This window comes from Sphaerimonospora thailandensis (genome assembly GCF_016863115.1).
Classification (GTDB): domain Bacteria; phylum Actinomycetota; class Actinomycetes; order Streptosporangiales; family Streptosporangiaceae; genus Sphaerimonospora; species Sphaerimonospora cavernae.
Map to the genome: position 1 here is coordinate 1 of NZ_BOOG01000051.1, position 18,419 is coordinate 18,419.

At 64.7% G+C, this 18,419-nt stretch carries 17 protein-coding genes; 6 read left to right on the top strand and 11 right to left on the bottom strand.

The features are described 5' to 3' along the window. Window positions 1–112 precede the first annotated feature (112 nt). From Mth01_RS23275 to Mth01_RS23300, 6 genes are all read left to right on the top strand, one after another. Entirely contained in the window at window positions 113–397 is a 285-nt protein-coding gene (locus tag Mth01_RS23275) for a hypothetical protein (RefSeq protein WP_204018059.1), read from the top strand. A 268-nt stretch (window positions 398–665) separates the two neighbouring features. Beyond that, window positions 666–1,397, top strand: a complete 732-nt coding sequence (locus Mth01_RS23280) for a GntR family transcriptional regulator (RefSeq protein WP_239089940.1) — start codon at window positions 666–668, stop codon at window positions 1,395–1,397. A 90-nt stretch (window positions 1,398–1,487) separates the two neighbouring features. After that, entirely contained in the window at window positions 1,488–1,940 is a 453-nt protein-coding gene (locus tag Mth01_RS23285; RefSeq protein ID WP_204018061.1) for a hypothetical protein, read from the top strand. Window positions 1,941–2,153: 213 nt separating this feature from the next. Further along, window positions 2,154–2,585, top strand: a complete 432-nt coding sequence (locus tag Mth01_RS23290; protein WP_204018062.1) for a plasmid replication, integration and excision activator — start codon at window positions 2,154–2,156, stop codon at window positions 2,583–2,585. A 37-nt stretch (window positions 2,586–2,622) separates the two neighbouring features. After that, complete coding sequence (locus tag Mth01_RS23295; protein WP_204018063.1) at window positions 2,623–3,078, top strand: tyrosine-type recombinase/integrase; 456 nt, start codon at window positions 2,623–2,625, stop codon at window positions 3,076–3,078. 325 nt (window positions 3,079–3,403) lie between these two features. Further along, entirely contained in the window at window positions 3,404–3,586 is a 183-nt protein-coding gene (locus tag Mth01_RS23300) for a hypothetical protein (RefSeq protein WP_204018064.1), read from the top strand. Window positions 3,587–3,800: 214 nt separating this feature from the next. Here Mth01_RS23300 and Mth01_RS23305 read toward each other — a convergent pair whose 3' ends face one another. From Mth01_RS23305 to Mth01_RS23355, 11 genes are all read right to left on the bottom strand, one after another. Next, entirely contained in the window at window positions 3,801–4,460 is a 660-nt protein-coding gene (locus Mth01_RS23305; RefSeq protein ID WP_204018065.1) for a cysteine hydrolase family protein, read from the bottom strand. A gap of 1 nt (window position 4,461) precedes the next feature. Next, window positions 4,462–5,208, bottom strand: a complete 747-nt coding sequence (locus Mth01_RS23310; RefSeq protein WP_275409012.1) for an SDR family NAD(P)-dependent oxidoreductase — start codon at window positions 5,206–5,208, stop codon at window positions 4,462–4,464. A 39-nt stretch (window positions 5,209–5,247) separates the two neighbouring features. Continuing rightward, entirely contained in the window at window positions 5,248–6,900 is a 1,653-nt protein-coding gene (locus tag Mth01_RS23315; RefSeq protein ID WP_204018067.1) for an ABC transporter substrate-binding protein, read from the bottom strand. 141 nt (window positions 6,901–7,041) lie between these two features. Then, window positions 7,042–8,664 carry a class I adenylate-forming enzyme family protein gene (locus tag Mth01_RS23320; protein ID WP_204018068.1) on the bottom strand — a complete coding sequence of 541 codons (1,623 nt, stop codon included), beginning with the start codon at window positions 8,662–8,664 and terminating at the stop codon, window positions 7,042–7,044. Window positions 8,665–8,692: 28 nt separating this feature from the next. Beyond that, window positions 8,693–9,703, bottom strand: coding sequence for a substrate-binding domain-containing protein (locus tag Mth01_RS23325; protein WP_204018069.1), 1,011 nt, complete (start codon window positions 9,701–9,703; stop codon window positions 8,693–8,695). After that, window positions 9,700–10,434 (bottom strand): SDR family NAD(P)-dependent oxidoreductase, encoded by a 735-nt coding sequence (locus Mth01_RS23330; protein ID WP_204018070.1) that lies wholly within the window; start codon window positions 10,432–10,434, stop codon window positions 9,700–9,702. The genes Mth01_RS23325 and Mth01_RS23330 overlap by 4 nt, the downstream gene beginning before the upstream one ends. 22 nt (window positions 10,435–10,456) lie before the next feature. Beyond that, a complete protein-coding gene (locus Mth01_RS23335; protein ID WP_204018071.1) occupies window positions 10,457–12,070 on the bottom strand; it encodes a phytoene desaturase family protein in 1,614 nt (537 codons plus the stop codon). Between the two features lie 21 nt (window positions 12,071–12,091). Then, window positions 12,092–13,546, bottom strand: a complete 1,455-nt coding sequence (locus Mth01_RS23340; protein WP_239089932.1) for an aldehyde dehydrogenase family protein — start codon at window positions 13,544–13,546, stop codon at window positions 12,092–12,094. A gap of 418 nt (window positions 13,547–13,964) precedes the next feature. Beyond that, window positions 13,965–16,025 carry a dipeptide ABC transporter ATP-binding protein gene (locus Mth01_RS23345; RefSeq protein WP_204018072.1) on the bottom strand — a complete coding sequence of 687 codons (2,061 nt, stop codon included), beginning with the start codon at window positions 16,023–16,025 and terminating at the stop codon, window positions 13,965–13,967. 1 nt (window position 16,026) lies between these two features. Next, window positions 16,027–16,911, bottom strand: a complete 885-nt coding sequence (locus Mth01_RS23350) for an ABC transporter permease (protein ID WP_204018073.1) — start codon at window positions 16,909–16,911, stop codon at window positions 16,027–16,029. Further along, on the bottom strand, window positions 16,908–17,852 hold the full coding sequence (locus Mth01_RS23355; RefSeq protein ID WP_204018074.1) for an ABC transporter permease: 945 nt from the start codon (window positions 17,850–17,852) through the stop codon (window positions 16,908–16,910). Before Mth01_RS23355 ends, Mth01_RS23350 begins: the two co-directional genes overlap by 4 nt. Between the last annotated feature and the right edge of the window lie 567 nt (window positions 17,853–18,419).

Consider the following 18,419-nt stretch of genomic DNA (forward strand, 5'->3'; position numbering starts at 1 on the left):
AGCGGCCTCCCGACGCAGGGAGATCAGAGCGAATCGGATGGGGAGCGGGATTGCCTCGACTGCCTCGACTGTTTCGATTTTCTCCAAGGGGCCGGGCCGAAGGGAACGGGTGATGAACCCCATTGATGCCGCTGCGGTGGCGAACATGAATCAGACGGCGGAGGCGAACAAGCTGATCCGGCTCCGCTACGAACTCCTCAAGCTCGGCATTGTCGCGGAACTGCGCGACAACAACACCGCGCTCATGGTGAGTCCCCCTGGCGGTCGTGGGCTGCCGGTGTGGGTGTTCGTCGGGTACGGCGGGGCGTACTTCTCCTGGCAGTCGGCTGAGAAGCGGCACCCGGTCTCCGACGTGGAGGGCGCGGCGCAGGTGTTGGCCGCCTACGTGCGGCGCTGAGATCGGCGCGGCGGGGCAGTGAGCCGACTGGCGGGGTAGGGGCCGGTTGGCGTACATGAATCCTGCTCCGTCGCGCCTTTCCCCGGCAGGGCCGCGTACGCCCGCAAGCCCCCGTGGTCCGTGCGTGGCCCTGCCGTCTTCCCTCCTTGACCCCCACTCCCTCTCTTCGTGCGGCCGGTGCCGGATCGGGTGGAGGAAGTGACAGAACCGCTGAGCCGGTCTAGGCTCAAACTTGGTAAAACAACCTGTCGGCTGCTGGACGGTCGTGATGTCTCTAGAGTCCGTGCCCCCGAAGTATGCACAGCTTGTGCAGACGCTTCAGCGGCGTATCGAGGCGGGACACTACCCTCCCGGATCGCTTCTCCCCAGTGAGAACCAGTTGATCCAAGAGTTCGGCGTGTCTCGGCCGACTGTCGTTGCCGCCTTGCGCGTGCTCCGCGAACAGGGGTGGATCGAATCCCAGCAAGGCAAGGGCCGGTTCGTGCGGGGCCGTCCTGCGCTCGCCTCGGTCGAGCAAGCTCGCCCCGGTCACGCCTACTTGACCACCCCGGAAACAGGGTTGCCCGGTGAGCTCCTGGAGGCCGGGGCGGTAGCCGTACCCAACCGGGTTGCCGCGCTGCTCGACCTGCCGCCCAAGAGCAAGGCATTCCTTCGCCGGCGCCTCGTATCGCGCGGGGATGAGCCGTCTGAGATCGTGTCACTGTGGCTGCCGCTGGACCTGTCGGAGGGCACCGACCTGACGAGCGCCCAACCCCTCGCGCAAGGGGCACGCGATCACGTCCAGGCACGCAAGGGCGTCCGCTTTGATCACGTAGTCGAGCAGATCACCGCGCGCATGCCGAGCACGGAGGAAGTCAAGCAGCTTGGCATGCCAAAGAACACGCCGGTTCTCGACGTGTATGCGGCCGTACGCGATCCCGGCGGGCGTCCCCTCGCCGTGCTCGCCGTGGTGCTCCCCGCCGACCGTCATGAGCTGGAAGACGCCTATCCGCTCAGCTGATCATGTGAAGTACGCCGTTAATGTGGCGATCACCCATCGGCGTTCGGCATCTGCACGCGCTTCCGGTATCCCTCTGGCACCATTTGTCCCATGGAGATCCTCCCGGGCATTGGCGTGGCGCTCGTCAAGATCGGAGAATCCCGGTCGGAGGTGGAGCGTCGAATCGGCCCTCCGGTCCATGAGCGGCCCAGCCAGAGGGACGTCTACGCCACCACGCCCATGCTCGTCGTCCATTACACCCCGGAGGATCTCGTGGAACTCGTCGAGATCGGATACTCCGGCGACGGGCAGGAGGAAGTCTTCCTCGATGGCGTCCAGCTGACCTTCCGCTTCCTCGATGACGTTGTGCATGACCTGACAGCGAAGGGCTACACCAGCACCCCTTCGGACATCGGTTTCGATTTCCACGCCGGGTTCGCCGTCTGGTCGATGGACTCGCGATGGGCTCGTGACCTTGATCCGAATGCCGACGAGGACGACGAGCGCAAGGTGTCCGAGGGTGTGTCGGTCGCTCCGTACGCCTACTTCACTCAAGAGATCTAGCCTCAAGAGTGAGGGCACTCCCCGGCCGAACGGAGATAGATGGCTCCTCATCGTCTGACAGCGCTTCGTCGGCTCCCGCGTCCGGAATGACTTCTGGAACTCCTACCTCTTTCGCTCGTTTCGCTCCTAGGCACTTGACCTAGCAAGTGGGCTCTCTTATTGTCGAACCCTTGATAGGTTAAGTGCCTATCAGTCGAGAGAGTAGGAACCACCATGGCTCTTCAAGGTCCCATCCCCGTCACCTTCGACAAGGTGTTTCCGCACGGCTGCTACCTCGTGGGCGCGGTCGAGCAGGTCAAGGACTTCGACGCCTCGACCAACGGCAGGTTCGTCCAGGCGCGCGACAAGGAGACGGGGGAGCTCGTCTGGCAGATCGCCGTCATGGACGCCGACCCGGAGGTCAAGCCCGCTCAGAAGACGGTCGCCGTGAAGATCGTGGCCCCGGTTCAGCCGGTTCCCCCGGCCCAGATGCCGGGCCTGCCCTTCACGCCGGTCGAGTTCGACGGCATCTCGGTCACCCCGTACGTCAACGGAAACGGACGGCTGGCCTACTCCATCCGAGTCCGCGAGATGCGCGCTCCCCGCTCCGCTGCCGTCGCCGCGAAGAACGGCAACGCCAGTAGCAAGGACGGGGCGGCGGCGTGACCCGAGATCCCTACACCTACGCTCCACGGGTGAGCTGGTGCTCGGTCCACCCAAGTCCAAAGCGGGGCTTCGGGTCGTCGGCATCCCGCAGGCCATCGTTCCCGCGCTACGTGAGCACCTGAGCACGTACGTCAAGGACGAACCGGGCGCGCTGCTCTTCCCTGGTGCCAAGGGCGGGCCGCTGCGGCGTAGCGGCTTCAACACCCGTACGCGCTGGGTGGACGTGGTCAAGGACATGGGCATGCCTGGCCTGCACTTCCATGATCTTCGCCACACTGGAAACATGCTGGCGGCTGAATCCGGCGCGGGCCTCAAGGATCTGATGGCGCGGATGGGTCACGACAACGTGCGGGCAGCGATGATCTATCAGCACGCAGTCCGCGGTGCCGACAAGGCGATCACGGACGCGATCGACCGGCACATCGGCGCGGCCGACGACCCTGGCGGCGAGGACGACGACGGCGCGGCCGGGGTGTTGGCTCCGGTGGGCTGATCAACGGCTAATGGCACGCTAATGGCACACGAAGATCAAAGAGCCACAGGAACAGTCAAGGCCCGGGTGGGGATGTACTCCCTGACCTGGGCCTTTGCTCTTGGAGCGGGTGACGGGAATCGAACCGGACCGGTAATAGGGTTCTCACCTGCGGGTTTGCTGTTAACGCTGGTCGCGCCTATCGGGTTGAGCCGGGTTCTGCGGCGTTCTACCCACTCCTGCCAGTCTGGTGTGCCCAAGTGGGCACACCGATGATCTCGCTCGATGGGGATTCAAGTCGGTGGGCGGAGGCGAGCCACAAGAAGAGCAGAAGGAGGACGCCGACTTGCCTGCCGAGCACGACGGGAACGGCCGGGTGCTGCAGCGAGAGGCCTGGCGATGGGCGCAGCAGAACCGCCATGCCGACGGAGACCTACCGAGCGGTGTGGCCATCGCCCAGGCCTTCGCCCGCAGTTCCCGATGGGGCCGCATGGTCAAGAAGGCCGGACTCACCGGTGAATTGGGCTGATGCCCGCATATGATCGGGATGAACCCGCTGGATCCTACGTAAGAACCGCCGCCAAGCTCGATATCCAGGGATAGCCAGGGTGACTACTGCCCCATTGGATCCAGCGGGCGTGGAACTGGTCCGTACGATGCCGAGTTTCCGTGACACCTGACCGGCTCCGGGCGCCTGCTGATCCCGATGCCGCGCCCCACCTCTCGACGTACAGTGCTCCTCTTCAGGGCTTTTGTGGAACCTTCCAGATCGAGGTGATTTGACCGGTCGTCACCAGGTTCTGCTCCGGCAAGAATGCCGCATAGTGTGGTGCCCAGGAGTGCCCCGGCTGATCGGTCGCGTTGGCGATCGCATCGAAGGCCACAATCGGGTGGAAGTCGAGCTCGAACGCATCGCGTGCCGTGTATTCGACGCACCCGTTGGCTGCGAGACCCGTGACGATCACCGATCGTACGCCTGCCTTCCGCAACGACTGCTCCAGCCGCGTGCCGCGGAAGGAGCTGCGTCGCCTCTTGACGTGCACATGATCGCCCGGCAGTGGACTCAGTTCGTCGACGATCTGAGCACCCCACGTACCGGCGATGCATTGCCTGGGCTCGTATCCCTTCCCGAGCGCCTCCGAGATCCACACCGCTGATGCGCTGGAGCCATCGGCCTCCTGCTCGATGCGGATGAAGTGGACACCGGCACCTGCTGCACGGGCTGCTACGGTCAGATCCCGAATTGGCTCGACGATTGCCTGCAACGCTGGGCTGCCACCGAAATAGCCGTCCGGGTGTACGAAATCGTTCTGCACGTCCACGACCACCACTGCGGTCTGCCGGGGTGTGATCTTCTCTTCGATAGTGGCGGGCAGAAGGTGCCCGAGGTACTCGCGGTTCATGTCAGACCCTCAGCGGGTGGCCGCCGCCGACGATAAGCGTCTCGCCGGTGATGAAGGACCCGGTGTCCGAGCAGAGGAAGCGCATCGCTTGGACCAGGTCGGCGCGTGTTCCTTGCCGTTTGATGAGCTGTTTGACCTGGATCAGGTCAGTGAGCAGATCCGACGGCAACTCGTCCATGGCGTTCTCCGAGTCGATCGCGCCGGGTGCGAGCGCGTTGACACGAATGCCGTCCTCTGCGAGTTCTTTGGCCAGCGCGGTGGTCAGCCCGCGCACGGCGAGCTTGCTGACCCCATAGGCGTTGTACGATTCGAATCCGGCGATCGAGGATATGTTCAAAACCGCCGCTCCGGGCCGCTGGGCGAGGTACGGGCGACAAGCCCGGGCACAGTTCACGATTCCGAGCACGTTGACGTCCATGAGTTGACGCCACTCGTCGACGGTCAGGGTCGTGACCGGACGATTCCACGTCATAAGGTGCAGGGCGGCGTTGTTGATCAGCACGTCCAGTCCGCCGAAGGCGGCCACCGCAATCTTGACCGCAGCCTCGACCGACGTGACGTTGCTGACGTCGCATTCCACCGCGAGGGCACGATCCGCGGGTAGCCCGCGGACCGTGCCCTCAGCGGCTGCCAGGTCGATGTCTGCGATCACGACGCTACCGCCGGCGGTGACGATGTCGGTCGCCATCGCTTTGCCGATGCCGCGGGCCGCACCGGTAATGAAAGCGATTCTGTTAGTGAAGGCCATGTGTTCTAAACTCTCCTGACTGGGACATGTCGGGCTGCGTTACTTACGGTCACTGATGGGCTTCTTACCCTTGGTGATGTAGACGCCGTCGAATTTGAGATCGGCGCGTGTGGCACCGACCTTCACCCCGCCCACATAGTCGGCGTAGGCGGTCACACCCGGCACGAAGTACAGCGGAATGCCGCCGGCCAGTTCGTCGTTGACCAGCTTCGCTGCCTTCTGGAACAGCTCGGCGCGCTTTTGTTCGTCCTCGGTGCCGTCGGCTTCCTCCACCAGCTCCTTCAGTCCGGAGAGCTCCTTCTTAGACGGGTTAAGGGTGCCATCGGCGTACAGGTACTTGATGAAGCGCTCCGACGGCTGATCCACAGCGGCGACCGCCAGTGGCGAGGAGCCGACCTTGATCTCGGCGCCACCGACGCCGTAGAGCCGCCCCACCATCGCGTTGCGATCAACGAGTTGCAGATCCATCTCGATGCCGACCTTGGCCAGCTCGGACTGGATGATCTCTCCCATCCGCTGGTATGTGGCGACGCCGGTGCCGATCTCGGAGCGGAAGCTGAGCTTCTCGGTGTCCGTGTATCCGGCTTCGGTCAGCAGTTTCTTGGCCTTCTCCGGGTCGTAGTTGTACTGCGAGTCCAGGGACTTGTCATAGGGAAGCTGGCCCTCGCGGAACCACTGGTAGGCCGGCTCGGCAAGCCCGTTCGTCATCACGCTCGCGAGGGTCTTGCGGTCCAGTGCGTACGCTATCGCCTGCCGCACCTTCAGATTGTCGAACGGAGCCCAGGCCATGTTCATCACGAACATGCGTAGTTCGTTGGTGGGCGAGATCGTGACCCGCATCCCGTCGTCGCCGCACAGCGTCGCGACCTCACCGGTGTCCACGATCTGCAGATCCAGGTCGCCGGACTTCAGGGCACCTACGCTCGCGTCGAAGGACAGCCGCTTGAAGTCGATGCCGCCGAGCAGGCGGTTGTCGGCGTTCCAGTAGCCATCCCAGGTCCGCACCTTGATCGATTCAACCGGGTGCCAGTCACCATCGACGCGGTACGGACCCGCACCGACTGGGTGCGCGTTGTAAGCCTCGGAACTGCCGGTCTTCTTGACCGCGGTGGGGGAGACCATCATGCCGGCCCGCCCGGCGAGAGTGATCGGCAGCGCACCCGGGTTCGGCGGCTGGAGGTCGAATTGGACCGTCAGCGGGTCGACGACCCTCACCTTCTGCACCGTCGCCAGCAGCGACTTGATGGTCGACGTGTCATCGGTCTTGGCCCGCTCTATGTTGAACTTGACCGCATCTGCATCGAACGCGGTGCCGTCCTGGAACTTCACTCCGCCACGGAGCTTGAACTCCATCGTGTCGTCGTCGATCATCTTCCAGGACGTTGCCAACTCGGGCACCGGCTTACCGGTGTCATCCAGCTTCACCAGCGCGTCGTAGATAGTGTGCAGGACGGTTATCTCACTGCCCTCGACCTGGCGGATCGGGTCCAGCGAGCTGGCGGGGGCATCACCGTAGTGCAGGATGGCGCTGCGGTCCGCGTCGGCCTTCCCCGCGTCGGGATTGGCCGTGGGGCAGCCAGCAACCTTGTCCCGTTCACCACTCGAGGATGGCGATGACTTCGAACTGCAGGCGGAAACGGTCAGGCAGGCTGCCAGGGCAGCGGCGCCGAATGTCACGTGCATGCGTTTCATGCGCGAAACCAGCTTTCTAGGGGGCGGGCACGGGCTCCACTGACGGGCCTTGTGGAGGTTCGGCTGACTTGTTGCACAGACGCTAAGATGTGGCGTGAGCGGCGCCACGAGGCCACGCTCGACATTCTCGGCTGCAGAAGGTCAGCGGCTAACGGTGTTAGGCAGCAGGCGATCGTTGGGCAATCGGGCGACCTGATCGCGTAGGACCTGCTTGGCGACCTTACCTCCGCTCGACATCGGCAGGTCATCCATCACCAGCATCCGCTCGGGAAGCCACTCCACGCTGACTTCGCGCTCACGTAGGTGCGTGAGCAGCTCGTCGAAGGACAACTGCGCGCCGTCGTGGAGCACCACGCAGATACATACGCGCTCGCCGAAGGTCTCGTCCGGTACGGCGACCGCCGCACAGCGAGCTACCGCTGGGTGGGTGGCGACCTCTGCCTCGACGGCTGGTGCGGAGATGTTCTTGCCGCCGCGGATGATGACGTCCGAGGTGCGCCCCACGACGGTCAGGTAGCCCTCGTTATCGACGGTGACCAGATCTCCCATGAGCATCCAGCCGTCCGGCGTGTACAGCTCGGAGTTGGCCTCGGGATCGTCCAGGTACCCTAGGGATCGGATGTCGCCATTGTTCGCCGGCTGAGCGGTCGTTCCGGTGAGGGGGACCTCGTTCCGGTGTGCGTCGAACATGCGCACTCGGACCTCCAGGATCACCTTTCCGGCTGTAGTCAGCCGCTTCTCTTGCGGGTCGTCAATCGTGGTGTAGCTGAGCGCGCCAGATTCGTTGGAGCCGTAGAACTGGACGACCGTGCAGCCGGTCTGTTCCTCGAAGAGTTTGGCCTTGTAGGGTGGAATGGCCTCACCGCCGGTGAACATGGCGCGGAGCCGGCTGAGATCGGTCGAGGCGAAGCGCGGGTGCCCGAGCAGCATGATGAACTGCGTGGAGACCGCCATCAGAACGGTGACCCGGTGCTGTTCCAGCATGGTCAGCGTCTGCTCGACGTCGAAGCGCGGCAGCACCAGGCAGGGTGTCCCGAGGAACGACGGTGTGTAGTGTGCGCTCCACAGCCCGAAGCCGTAGGGCGCTGGCACGACGCTCATGCAGACGTCGTCCGGCGTCAACCGCGCGGAGTCGACGGAATACTCGTGGAACTTGTGCCAACGCAGTTCGTCGTGTGCCACGCACTTGGGCAGGCCGGTCGTGCCGGAGGTCGAGTTGACGAGGACCAACTCGCCCGGACGGCACGGCCGAGGTGGGAAGAGTTCGTTGGTGCTGCGCACCAGATCCTCTGGTCCTGCATCGGTGAGCGTGCCGTTCAGCGGCGACAGCGCGTCGTCGATCAGCACGTGCTCGGCCAGGTCCGGCAGAGTGTTGCGTAACCGTGCGAAGACGTCGTGTGCATCCACTCCGCGCAGTTCACGCGGCGTGATCAGCGCCCGCGCCCGGCTTCGCCTCAACACGTGCTCAAGCTCTCGCTCGCCCGAGCGGGCCCCTAGGCCGACGGCGACCAGCCTGGCGCGGTTGCAGGCGGCCAGCGCGACGTGCACGGCCGCGCCGTCGTGCATCCAGACACCGACGCGATCGCCGGGCCCGAGCCCCCGCTCCAGCAGTTCCTTGCCGAGCAGGCTGATGAACCCGTCGTACGCGCGCCAGGTCAGGCTGCCGCCTGGTTCGATGTAGGCCGGTGACAGGGGCGCAGCTACGGCGTTCTCCCGGATAGCATCGTCGATGCTGCGCGTTGCGGGTGGTACCTGCTCGCGCACATGTCCTCCTGGTGGCAGTGGGATGGGTTCAGATAAGGATGTTCGCGTGGGTCTCCGGGGCGAACAGGTCCTCCGGCTGCAACACGTGCGGTGAGAGACCCTGCTCGTAGGAGTAGCGCAAGAACGTCTCCAGTACATGCCGGTTGGGTTCCAGGCCGTACGCCCAGAAGTCCGGTCCCATGAGTTGGCGCACCTCCTCGGCCTGCTGCACCCCCCACGGCAGCATGTGCTTCAGTGCAGTGACCTCATTCAGTTCGGCGTATGCGAGATCGCGTGCCTGGCAGAACGCGTTGAACAGTTCCCGTGCGACCCACGGATGCGCTTCGTACACCTCTCGCTTGATCACTACCGTGTGCATGATCGGGAAGATCCGGGTCTTCTCGAAGAACTTCTGTTCCTCGCGCATCGGATCCTTGATCAACCGCCGGATCGAGTCCGCACCGGTCGCGTCGTAGGGACGGAAGGCGCGCGGGGCGCGTGCGCTGTAGAGCGCATCCAACTCGCCGGCGAGCAGCATCTGCTCCAATGTCCGGTCTTCTGGTGCGGGGCGGACGTCGAGGTGATCAGGCAACTGCAGTCGAACCTTCTCCGTTCGCCCCGCGTCGTGCAGTCCGCCAGTGCGGTAGGAGATGGACTCGACGGGCACACCGTAGTGCTCGGCGAGGATGCCGCGGATCCAGACGGATGCCGTCATCTGGTACTCGGGGATGCCGACAGTCGCGCCGACGAGTTCATTGGGTTGGGTCAGCGGCGAATCGCCGCGAACGTAGATCGCCCCGTGCCGGAACGCACGAGAGGGAAACACCGGGATCGCCACGAAGGGCTTCGGGTCGCTGAAGACGGACATCACGTAGGAGGAGAGTGACATCTCCGAAATGTCGAACTCGCGCCATCGCAGCATCCGGAAGAACGTCTCCTCCACTGGGTGGATCAGCGCCTGTAGTGTGACTCCCGGGACGCTGACCTGGCCGTCGAGCAAACGGCGGGTGCGGTCGTAGTCCCAGCAGGCCAGGCTCAGCACCAGCGGCGTGGCCGTCATCTGAACACGCTCCCGCCGTCTACCGTGAGCGTCTGCCCCGTGATGAAGTCGCTGTCGGCGGAAACCAGGAAGGACACCGCACCGACAACGTCATCGCTCACCTGGCGCCGATGGATGGCCTGCCGGGCGATGATCTGCTGCACCTGGTCGGGCGTGACGGTCGAGCGTGGCACCTCCGTCTCGGTCGACCCGGGTGCCACTGCGTTGACAGTGATGCCGTCATTGCCCACTTCGGACGCCAGTGCCCCGGTCAACCCGATGAGCGCTGCCTTCGAGGAGACGTAGTGTAGGTAGTTGGGCCGCCCCTGGAAGACCGCCGCGGACGCGACGTTTACGATCTTGCCGCGGCCCAGCTTCCGCATTGCGGGGACCGCGGCCCGGCAGCAGAGGAAGGCACCGCGCACGTTGACCGCCATCACCATGTCCCACTCCGCGACCGGGATCTCCCCGAACGGCTTCATCGACAGCGAGGAGAACACCGCGGCGTTGTTGACCAGCACATCCCATCGTCCGGCGTCGCGCTGGACCTGCTCGGCCAGCGCACCGACGCTGTCCTCGTCGGAGACGTCCACCGGTGCCGCCACGGCGGCACCGGTGCCGTGCAACCGACACAGCTCATCGGCGACTGCTGCCGCGGCATCGGCTTGCACGTCGGCGACCACGATGCGGAAGCCATCGGCTGCCAGTCGCTGCGCGAAGGCGCGACCCAGGCCCTGCCCGCTGCCGGTCACGACCGCGACAGCGCGTTGTGCCTCAGCCATCGGTCAAGCCTGCCAACTCGGTCTCGGCATTGAGGGGGGTCCACCACGGCTGCAGCCCCAGATCGTTGGCGATGATGCCGGCGGTGATGTAGCCGGCGCCGCCGGTGATCGCGCCGTTCGGGTGCGCGCCCGAACCGGCGTAGTAGACGTTGGGAACCGGCGTCCGGTAGCCGAAGTGGTTGTGCAGTACCTGGTCGCTGGTCAAGGCGCCCATGAAGATGTCGCCGTTGCGCATGTTGGGCAGGTGCACGCTGTAATCGGCAGCGGTGTAGGTGTACGAGGCGATCACATTGTCGGGCGTCATATTCGGCGCGTACTCACGCCACTTCGCCATGATCGCATCGGTCATCTCCGTCTCCGCGGCCTTGAGGTTGGCGGGGTCACCGTCCGGCGCGAAGGGTGCGATGTGCCAGGCATAGGCGGTGTGCCGTCCGTCCGGCGCCTGTTTCGGGTCCAGCACGGACAGCGCGCCGGCACCGAACTGCACCTCTCGTGGAATACGACCATCGATGACGTCCTGGTGGGCGGCGTTCAGGCTGGCCAGCGTCTCGGACCCGATGTTGTACTTCAGGGCCTGATTGACGTTCGGATCGAACTCCGCGGACCGGTACTGCGGCGCCTCCTTCAGTGCGAGATGCACCCCCACCAGCGTCCAAGCCGTGTCCTTGAAGTCGTTGACCTTCTGGACGAACGGTGCGGGCTGATGTTGGCTGCCGAGCAGATTCTGGAAGGTCTGATGCACGTCCAGGGCGCTCGCCACGAAACCGCGCACCGCGACGGCGGGGCGGTTGCGGAACTCCACGGTGGTGGCGCGCCCGTTCTCGACCACAATGTGGTCGACCTCGGTCTGGTTCACGTAGTGCCCGCCGTGCTCGAGGAAGGTCTCCATGAGCCCGCGGGCTAGGTTGAAGCTGCCTCCCTCGCACAGCTCGTAGCCCGTGGCCAGATCAAAAGCGCGAATGAGTGACCCGAGGGGGCTCGGTGCGCCGAGGGCCTCGTGCAGCACGGTGCCGAACAGTGACAGCTTGAACAGGAACAGCACCTTGACGCGCTCATCCTCGAACAGTTCCTCAACCACGTCACCAGGCTGACGCCCGGTGAGGGCGAGGAACTCCGAACCCAGCGTCGTCTTGCTGAGCAGCTCAGCCCGTGCGGCCTCGCTCAACGGCTCACTGAAGCGTTCCTTCAAGAAGATTCGACGCGTCATCTCCTCCGCCTTGACGTTCCATTCCTTGAACGTGGCGGCGTCCTTCTGGGAGAAGCGGGCGATGTTGTGCACCGTCTCGTCTAGATCACGCGAGAAGACCAGTGCGGTGCCGTCAGTGTGCGGCTGCGCGAACTCGTAGCGCGGCGTAATGTAACGCGTCTTCGCCTGCAGGTTCAGGTCACGGAACCACGGCGTGGAGCTGATGCTGAAATGGTTGATGGAGTGTAGATTGTGGTAAAAACCAGGTGCTGTGACCTCTTCCGTGGAGAGGCCACCGCCGTAATTCAGCCGCCTCTCAACGAGGAGGATCTTCAATCCCTGACGGGCCAGATAGCTGCTCAGGACCAGACCATGCTGTCCCGCGCCGATCACGACACCGTCGTATACCTGCTTGCTCACTTCCCTATCGACCCTTTCGTTTCAGCTGCCAACCCGGACAGTCACCGACTTGGTTTCGGTGAACGAGTGCAGCTCGTCGACGCTCTCTTCTCGCCCCAGACCGGAGTTCTTCACTCCGCCGAATGGCAGGCCCGCAAAATGCTGAGACGCGGTGTTGACCCAGACGTAGCCGGCCTCCACCTGTCGTGCCATGTGGTGTGCGCGGCCCAGATCCTGCGTCCAGATGCTCGCGGTGAGTCCGAATTCGGTGCCGTTGGCGGCATGAAGCGCTTTCTCCTCGTCGGAGAAGCGGGAGATGGCGAGCACCGGGCCGAAGATCTCCTCCGAGGCGAGCACCGAATCGGCGGGGACGTCGAGGAATGCGGTGGGTGCAACGAAGGCACCTCTACCGTCCACCTCCTGCCCGCCGTCGATGCGCACCAGCCCAGCAGCGTCACCCCGCTCGATGTAGGAGAGCACATGCGCGCGATGCTGCTGGCTGACAAGGCAGCCCATCTCGGTGCTCTCGTCCAGCGGATCTCCCATGCGCAACGCGCGTATGCCTTCGGCCACTCGCTCGATGATCTCGTCGGCGACCGAGTCGTGGACTAGCAGCCGTGAGGTCGAACCGCAGGACTGGCCTGCGGTCCAGGCGAAGTTCATTCCGGCCACGGCACCCGCGCCAGCCGCGTTCACGTCCGCGTCCGACAGAATGATCATGGGGTTTTTTCCGCCGAGTTCGAGCGAGACCGATTTGATTCCCGTTGCCGCAGCCGATCGCAGGACAGCCTGGCCGGTGGCCACGCTACCGGTGAAGGCGATGCGACGGACGCCCGGGTGCGCGACCAGGTCGGCACCGACCTCGCGCCCGTGCCCGGTCAGGATGCTCAGCAGTCCCGTAGGTATAACACCTGCCACCAGTTCACCGAGTCGCAAGGCCGACAGGGGCGCCTGGTCGGACGCCTTGAGAATCACTGCGTTGCCCGCCATCAGCGGCGCTGCGATCTTCGTTGCAGCGAACATGATCGGGTGGTTGTACGGCACGATGCGGGCTACTACGCCGAACGGCTCACGCACCGTGTAGTGCAGATGTTGAGAATCGGAGACCGGGCTGATACCGGAAAGGTGATCTGCCCAGTTGGCGAAATGCTGGAGAGTGGACGCGGCCTCCATCACATCGCGATACATGGCCGTGATCGGATTACCGCAATCCAGTGCATCCAGCCTGCTCAGCTCGTGTGCGTTGTCGATGACAATCGTGGCTACCTGGCGGAGTACGTCAGCGCGCTCTCGCGGGGCGACCCGGCGCCATTGACGCTGCGCCTTCTGGGCAGCTTGCACGGCGATCTGGACGTCTCGTCCGTCCGCTGCGGGTACCTTCGCCAGTGGTTTACCTGTGGACGGTGAAGTCGTGAGATAGGTATTTCCGCCGACAGCTCCGGTGAGCTGCCCACCGAGCAGCATCCGCCAGTCCCTGCCAAGGTTCACGCCAGCCACAGTTCCTCTTCCACTGCCGTCAGGTTGGGTTCGCCCGAAGCCTAAGAGAGTGGCAAGCGGCGAACCGATACAACAGCGGCAGATTCTGCAAGTCGGAAGTTGGGATTCGGATGGGGCCAGATCCAGTGGCAGTCACGGCCTGGTGGTGAACAGCCGGCGGAGCGAGTGGGGCGCGCTGATGCCCTATTTGGCGGCGGTGGACAGGCAGGACTGGACGATCGCAGTCGCCGGAGGTACGCAGCTTTACCTTGATGAGGCGGATCGATCGCATTCCCCCAGCCTTTCGCCAACCCGGGCGAACGCGGCGTAGATCACTGGAGAGCCTCGTGCCGGAAACTGGCCCGCGGGGTTCGGAGGGGAGCCACGCGCAACAGGATCTGTCCAACAGGCACCTCGACGCGTGGCTTACCCGGTTCAATCAGCTGAACCCTTCGGCAGTGAGAATCACGGCTGCCTCGGGGGAGGGCGTGTTGAGATGGCATGCCGACCATCCGCCGCCCGGCATCGGCATGGGTTGCGGTGTCTCGGCCGCGCAGATGTCCACCGCGAACTGGCACCGGGTCCGGAACCGGCACCCCGACGGCGGATCGATCGGGCTGGGAATCTCGCCGATCGCTCTGTGGCCGGAGTCCTCGTTGTGTTCGCCTGGCCGCAGGACGGAGGCGAGCAGGGCCCGGGTGTAGGGGTGCGCGGGCGCCAGATATACACGGTCTGCCGGGCCGTACTCGACCACTCTGCCCAGGTACATCACCGCGATGTCGTCGCTGACGTGGTGCACGGTCGCGAGGTCGTGGGCGATGAAGACGAAAGCGATACCTTCGCGCTCCTTGAGTCCCTGGATCAGATTGATGATCTGCGCGCGCGTGGAGACGTCGAGTGCGCTGACCGCCTCGTCACAGACGATCAGGGTCGGGTTCAGCGCCAGCGCCCGCGCAATCGCCACGCGTTGCCGCTGTCCACCGGAGAGCGCCGCAGGGCGCCGGTCTGCCACGGACGGGTCGAGCCCTACCCTGTCGAGCAGCTCGAACACCCGATCACGGCGCTTGGCCGCGGACATTGAGAAGTGGACGAGCATCGGCTCGGCGATGCTCTGACCCACGTTCATGAGCGGATCGAGCGTGCCGTACGGGTCCTGGAAGACCATCTGCATGTGCTTGCGTTGTTTGCGCAGGAGGTTGCGCTTCAACCGAGCCAGATCCTCACCCATGACGACCACTCGGCCGCCGGAGGGATCGATCAGCCGCAGCAACAGCCGCGCCACCGTCGACTTGCCCGATCCGCTCTCGCCGACCAAGCCTAGGATTCGACCCGGCCTGAGGCTGAGATTCACGTCGTCGACAGCGTGCACGACCTGGCGGCGCCCGCGAGACGAGCGGACGGCGAAGTGCTTGACGAGCTGGTGGACGTCCAGCGCGGCATCGCCGACCGACTCGCTGCTCGCCGCTGCCAGGTCTGGCTCCGCCGTTGAGGCGGCGTCCGGCTCGCGCAGCCCGGGCAGCTCCAGTTCCGCGACGCGTCGGCAACGGGTGCCCCGGTCTTCGCGGATGGGAGTCCACGCCGGCGCCTCCGCCACACAGGCGGGCTCGGCATGTGCACAGCGGTTGGCGAAGCGGCAGGCCGAGGTCGGGAAGTCCCGCGGTCGCGGCACCTGCCCCGGGATCGCCGTCAGCGAGGTGCCCTTGGCCACGTTCACCGCGCTCGAGGAAATCAGAGCGGAGGTGTACGGGTGAGCCGGCTGTGCGAACAACTCGTTCGTGGCCCCGGATTCGACGATTTGTCCGGCGTACATGACCGCGACCCGGTCACACATGCGGGTGATGACCCCGAGGTCGTGGGAGACCAGGATCAGCGCCATACCGAGCTCGTCCCGGAGAGAGGCCAGCAGATCCAGGATCTGCAACTGGATGGTTACGTCGAGAGCGGTGGTCGGCTCGTCGGCCACCAGCAGGTCTGGCTCGCACGCGATCGCCATCGCGATCAACGCCCGCTGAGCCATGCCACCGGACATCTCATGTGGGTAGTTCTTGACCCGCAAGTGTGGCGCCGGGATCCGCACGACGTCGAGCAGCTCGACAGCGCGCTGCCAGGCACGCTTGCGAGACAGTCCCTTGTGTACCCGCAGGCCCTCGGCGATCTGGTGTCCCACTGTCAACGCCGGGTTCAGGCTGCTCAGCGGGTTCTGGAACACCACTCCGATGCGCCGCCCACGGATATGGTTGAGTCGGCGGTTGTCGAGGTGTGTGAGTTCGGTGTCGTCGAAGACGACTCGTCCGGCCGTGACCTCCAGTGCAGAGGGCAGGATACCCAGCGCGGCCTGGCAGCTGATGCTCTTGCCGGAGCCGCTCTCACCGACGATGCCCAACGTCTCGCCTCGGCCGACCGAGAGGTTGATGTCTTCCACGAGGTGCAGCGCGGAGGCGCCGCGCGTGCTGATCCGCAGCCCGGAAATTTCGAGCAGCGGCATGGGTGAGGTGTTCATGTCACGTCTCACTACGGGTGTCGAGGGCGAAGGAACGGTTCAGGCCATCACCGATCACCTGGAACGCCAGCACCGTCAAGGTCATTAGCGCCCCGGGGATGAAGATCAGCCACGGCGCCTCGTTGATCGTTGAGAAGGATCGTTGCAGCATGTTTCCCCAGCTCGCCTCCGGGGGCTGGATGCTCATTCCCAGGTAGCTCATGGCACCCTCGGCGACGATCGCGACGCCCAGGGTGATGAAGATTTGCACGATGAGCGGTGCCGCGGTGTTGGGCAACAGGTGGCGCAGCACGGATCGACGGTGTGTCAAACCGATAGAGCGGGAGGCCTCCATGTACGGCTCCTGGTTCACGGCCGCAGCCTGGATCCGGGTGATCCGCGCGAAGACCGGGACGAAGATGATGCTGAGCGCGAAGGAGGCGTTTACCAGCCCCGGGCCTAGCGCGCCGACAAGGGCCAGCGCAAGCAGCAGGCCGGGAATCGCGAGCAGGCTGTCGATTACGATCATGAGCAGGCGGTCGATCCAGCCCCCGAAGTATCCGGCAAGCAGACCGATGATCACACCGACGAAAACCGCGAGCCCCACCGCTTGCAGGCAGGCGAGCAGCGAAGCGCGGGTCGCGTACAGCATTCTGCTGAGGATGTCCCGGCCGAGGTCATCGGTACCCAGCAGGTGCGCCGGGGACGGCGTCTGCAGGATGGCGAAGTAGTCGGTGTCGTGCGGTCTGTAGGGGCTCAGCACCGGGGCGAGTAGCGCTGCCAGGCCGAGCATGGCGATGAACAGCACAGCAGCCATCGTCATTGGTTGACGCCGCAGCTTACCGAGGACGGTCTGCCCGCGGGGCACCTGCGGACTGCGCGGCGGGGAGATCGTGGCAGCAGTCATGACAGCCGCACCTTCGGGTTGAGGAAGCAATAGACCACGTCGATGGCCATGTTGATGATTACGACGAACATCGCGGAGAACAGGATCAGCACCTGGATCGACGGAAAGTCGTGCGACCGGATGGATTCGATCGCGAATTTGCCGATGCCCGGTGCACCAAAGATCTCCTCGACGATCACCGTTCCGGAAATCAGGTGACTCAAGCGAATGCCGAGGACTGTGATGGCCGGCGCGGCGGCGTTCTTCATAATGTGCTTCCCGACGAGGGACCTCGCCGGGATTCCCTTGGCGATGGCGGTCTGGATGTAGGGCTGCTCTTGGACGTGTAGATAGCTGGTGCGTACCTGGCGTGCCATCTCTGCGGCGGCGAACACCCCGAGGGTGAGGCACGGAAGCACCAGATGCTTCATCCAGGGCACGACGCCGCTGCTGATCGGTGTATATCCCAAGGCGGGGAGCCAGCCTAGCTGGACGGAGAAGGTGCCTGTCAGGATGGTGGCCAGCCAGAAGTTGGGAATCGCCAACCCGACCGCGGTAGCCAGCAGCGCCGCGCGGTCGAAAGAACGCCTAGCGCGCATTCCCTGCAGCAAACCGATCGGCACGCCGAGAAGCACCGCGATCAGTAGGGTGCCTGCGGCGATGCTCGCCGTCACCGGGAGGCGCCGCAGCAGTTCTGAGCTGACCGACTGGCCGGTTACCCAAGAGGTTCCCAGGTCTCCGGTGAGCAGTCCCCCAAGCCAGCTCACGTAGCGGCTCACGAAGCCCTGGTCGAGGCCGATCTGCTGGCGGATCGCCTCGACGCGCTCGGCATTGGCACCTTCGCCTGCGATCGCTGTCGCCGTATCACCAGGCAGTAGATAGCTGAGAGAGAAGGCCATCAGCGTGACCAGAAACAGCATCGGCAGTGACGTCAGCAACCGCCGGGTGACCAATGCAGTCACAAGTGAACTCCTCCGGGCTCCTGCACGCGTACCGCCGAGGGTACTGTCGGTGCGCCACGATCGGGATGCGGTCCCGCTACCCGAGATGGTGTACGAGCGGGGCTGTTGTCCAGCGCCGTGACAGAGTGCTTTCTGCAGTGGAGAACGGGCAGGTCGGTCGGCGTGGGTCCTGTGTAAACGGTCACGAGAAACTGGCTCTGGCACAAAGAGCGTGACGCCCAAGACGGTGACGTTGAGCACATCGCCAAGATGGCGGTCCGTTACCTGCTGATGGTCGAACTGGGCCAGCATTACGGGTGCGTGGCGACAGGTGCATACCTACGAGCGTCCGACCCCGAATCCAAGGGCGGGGTGGAGAACACCGTGAAGATCGCCAAAGAGGACCTGATACCCACGGCCACCAACCTGCGCGCGGTCTGTGGAAGCTTTGCCGAGCTGGAGGAGGCCTGCGCGGCCGGCCTGGTGAGAGCCGGTCAACACCCGTCGGCACCGCGCCCCCATCGAGATCCTCGCCGAGGAAGGCGCACGCCTGCACCTGGTCCCGCTCCTGTCATCCTGATCGCCAGA

What these genes read in the sequence shown, in the direction of transcription:
- Mth01_RS23275 (WP_204018059.1), top strand. Translation starts at nt 113, where the DNA reads ATGAACCCCATTGATGCCGCTGCGGTGGCGAACATGAATCAGACGGCG.
- Mth01_RS23280 (WP_239089940.1), top strand. Translation starts at nt 666, where the DNA reads ATGTCTCTAGAGTCCGTGCCCCCGAAGTATGCACAGCTTGTGCAGACG.
- Mth01_RS23285 (WP_204018061.1), top strand. Translation starts at nt 1,488, where the DNA reads ATGGAGATCCTCCCGGGCATTGGCGTGGCGCTCGTCAAGATCGGAGAA.
- Mth01_RS23290 (WP_204018062.1), top strand. Translation starts at nt 2,154, where the DNA reads ATGGCTCTTCAAGGTCCCATCCCCGTCACCTTCGACAAGGTGTTTCCG.
- Mth01_RS23305 (WP_204018065.1), bottom strand. Translation starts at nt 4,460, where the DNA reads ATGAACCGCGAGTACCTCGGGCACCTTCTGCCCGCCACTATCGAAGAG.
- Mth01_RS23310 (WP_275409012.1), bottom strand. Translation starts at nt 5,208, where the DNA reads ATGGCCTTCACTAACAGAATCGCTTTCATTACCGGTGCGGCCCGCGGC.
- Mth01_RS23315 (WP_204018067.1), bottom strand. Translation starts at nt 6,900, where the DNA reads ATGAAACGCATGCACGTGACATTCGGCGCCGCTGCCCTGGCAGCCTGC.
- Mth01_RS23325 (WP_204018069.1), bottom strand. Translation starts at nt 9,703, where the DNA reads ATGACGGCCACGCCGCTGGTGCTGAGCCTGGCCTGCTGGGACTACGAC.
- Mth01_RS23345 (WP_204018072.1), bottom strand. Translation starts at nt 16,025, where the DNA reads ATGAACACCTCACCCATGCCGCTGCTCGAAATTTCCGGGCTGCGGATC.
- Mth01_RS23350 (WP_204018073.1), bottom strand. Translation starts at nt 16,911, where the DNA reads ATGACTGCTGCCACGATCTCCCCGCCGCGCAGTCCGCAGGTGCCCCGC.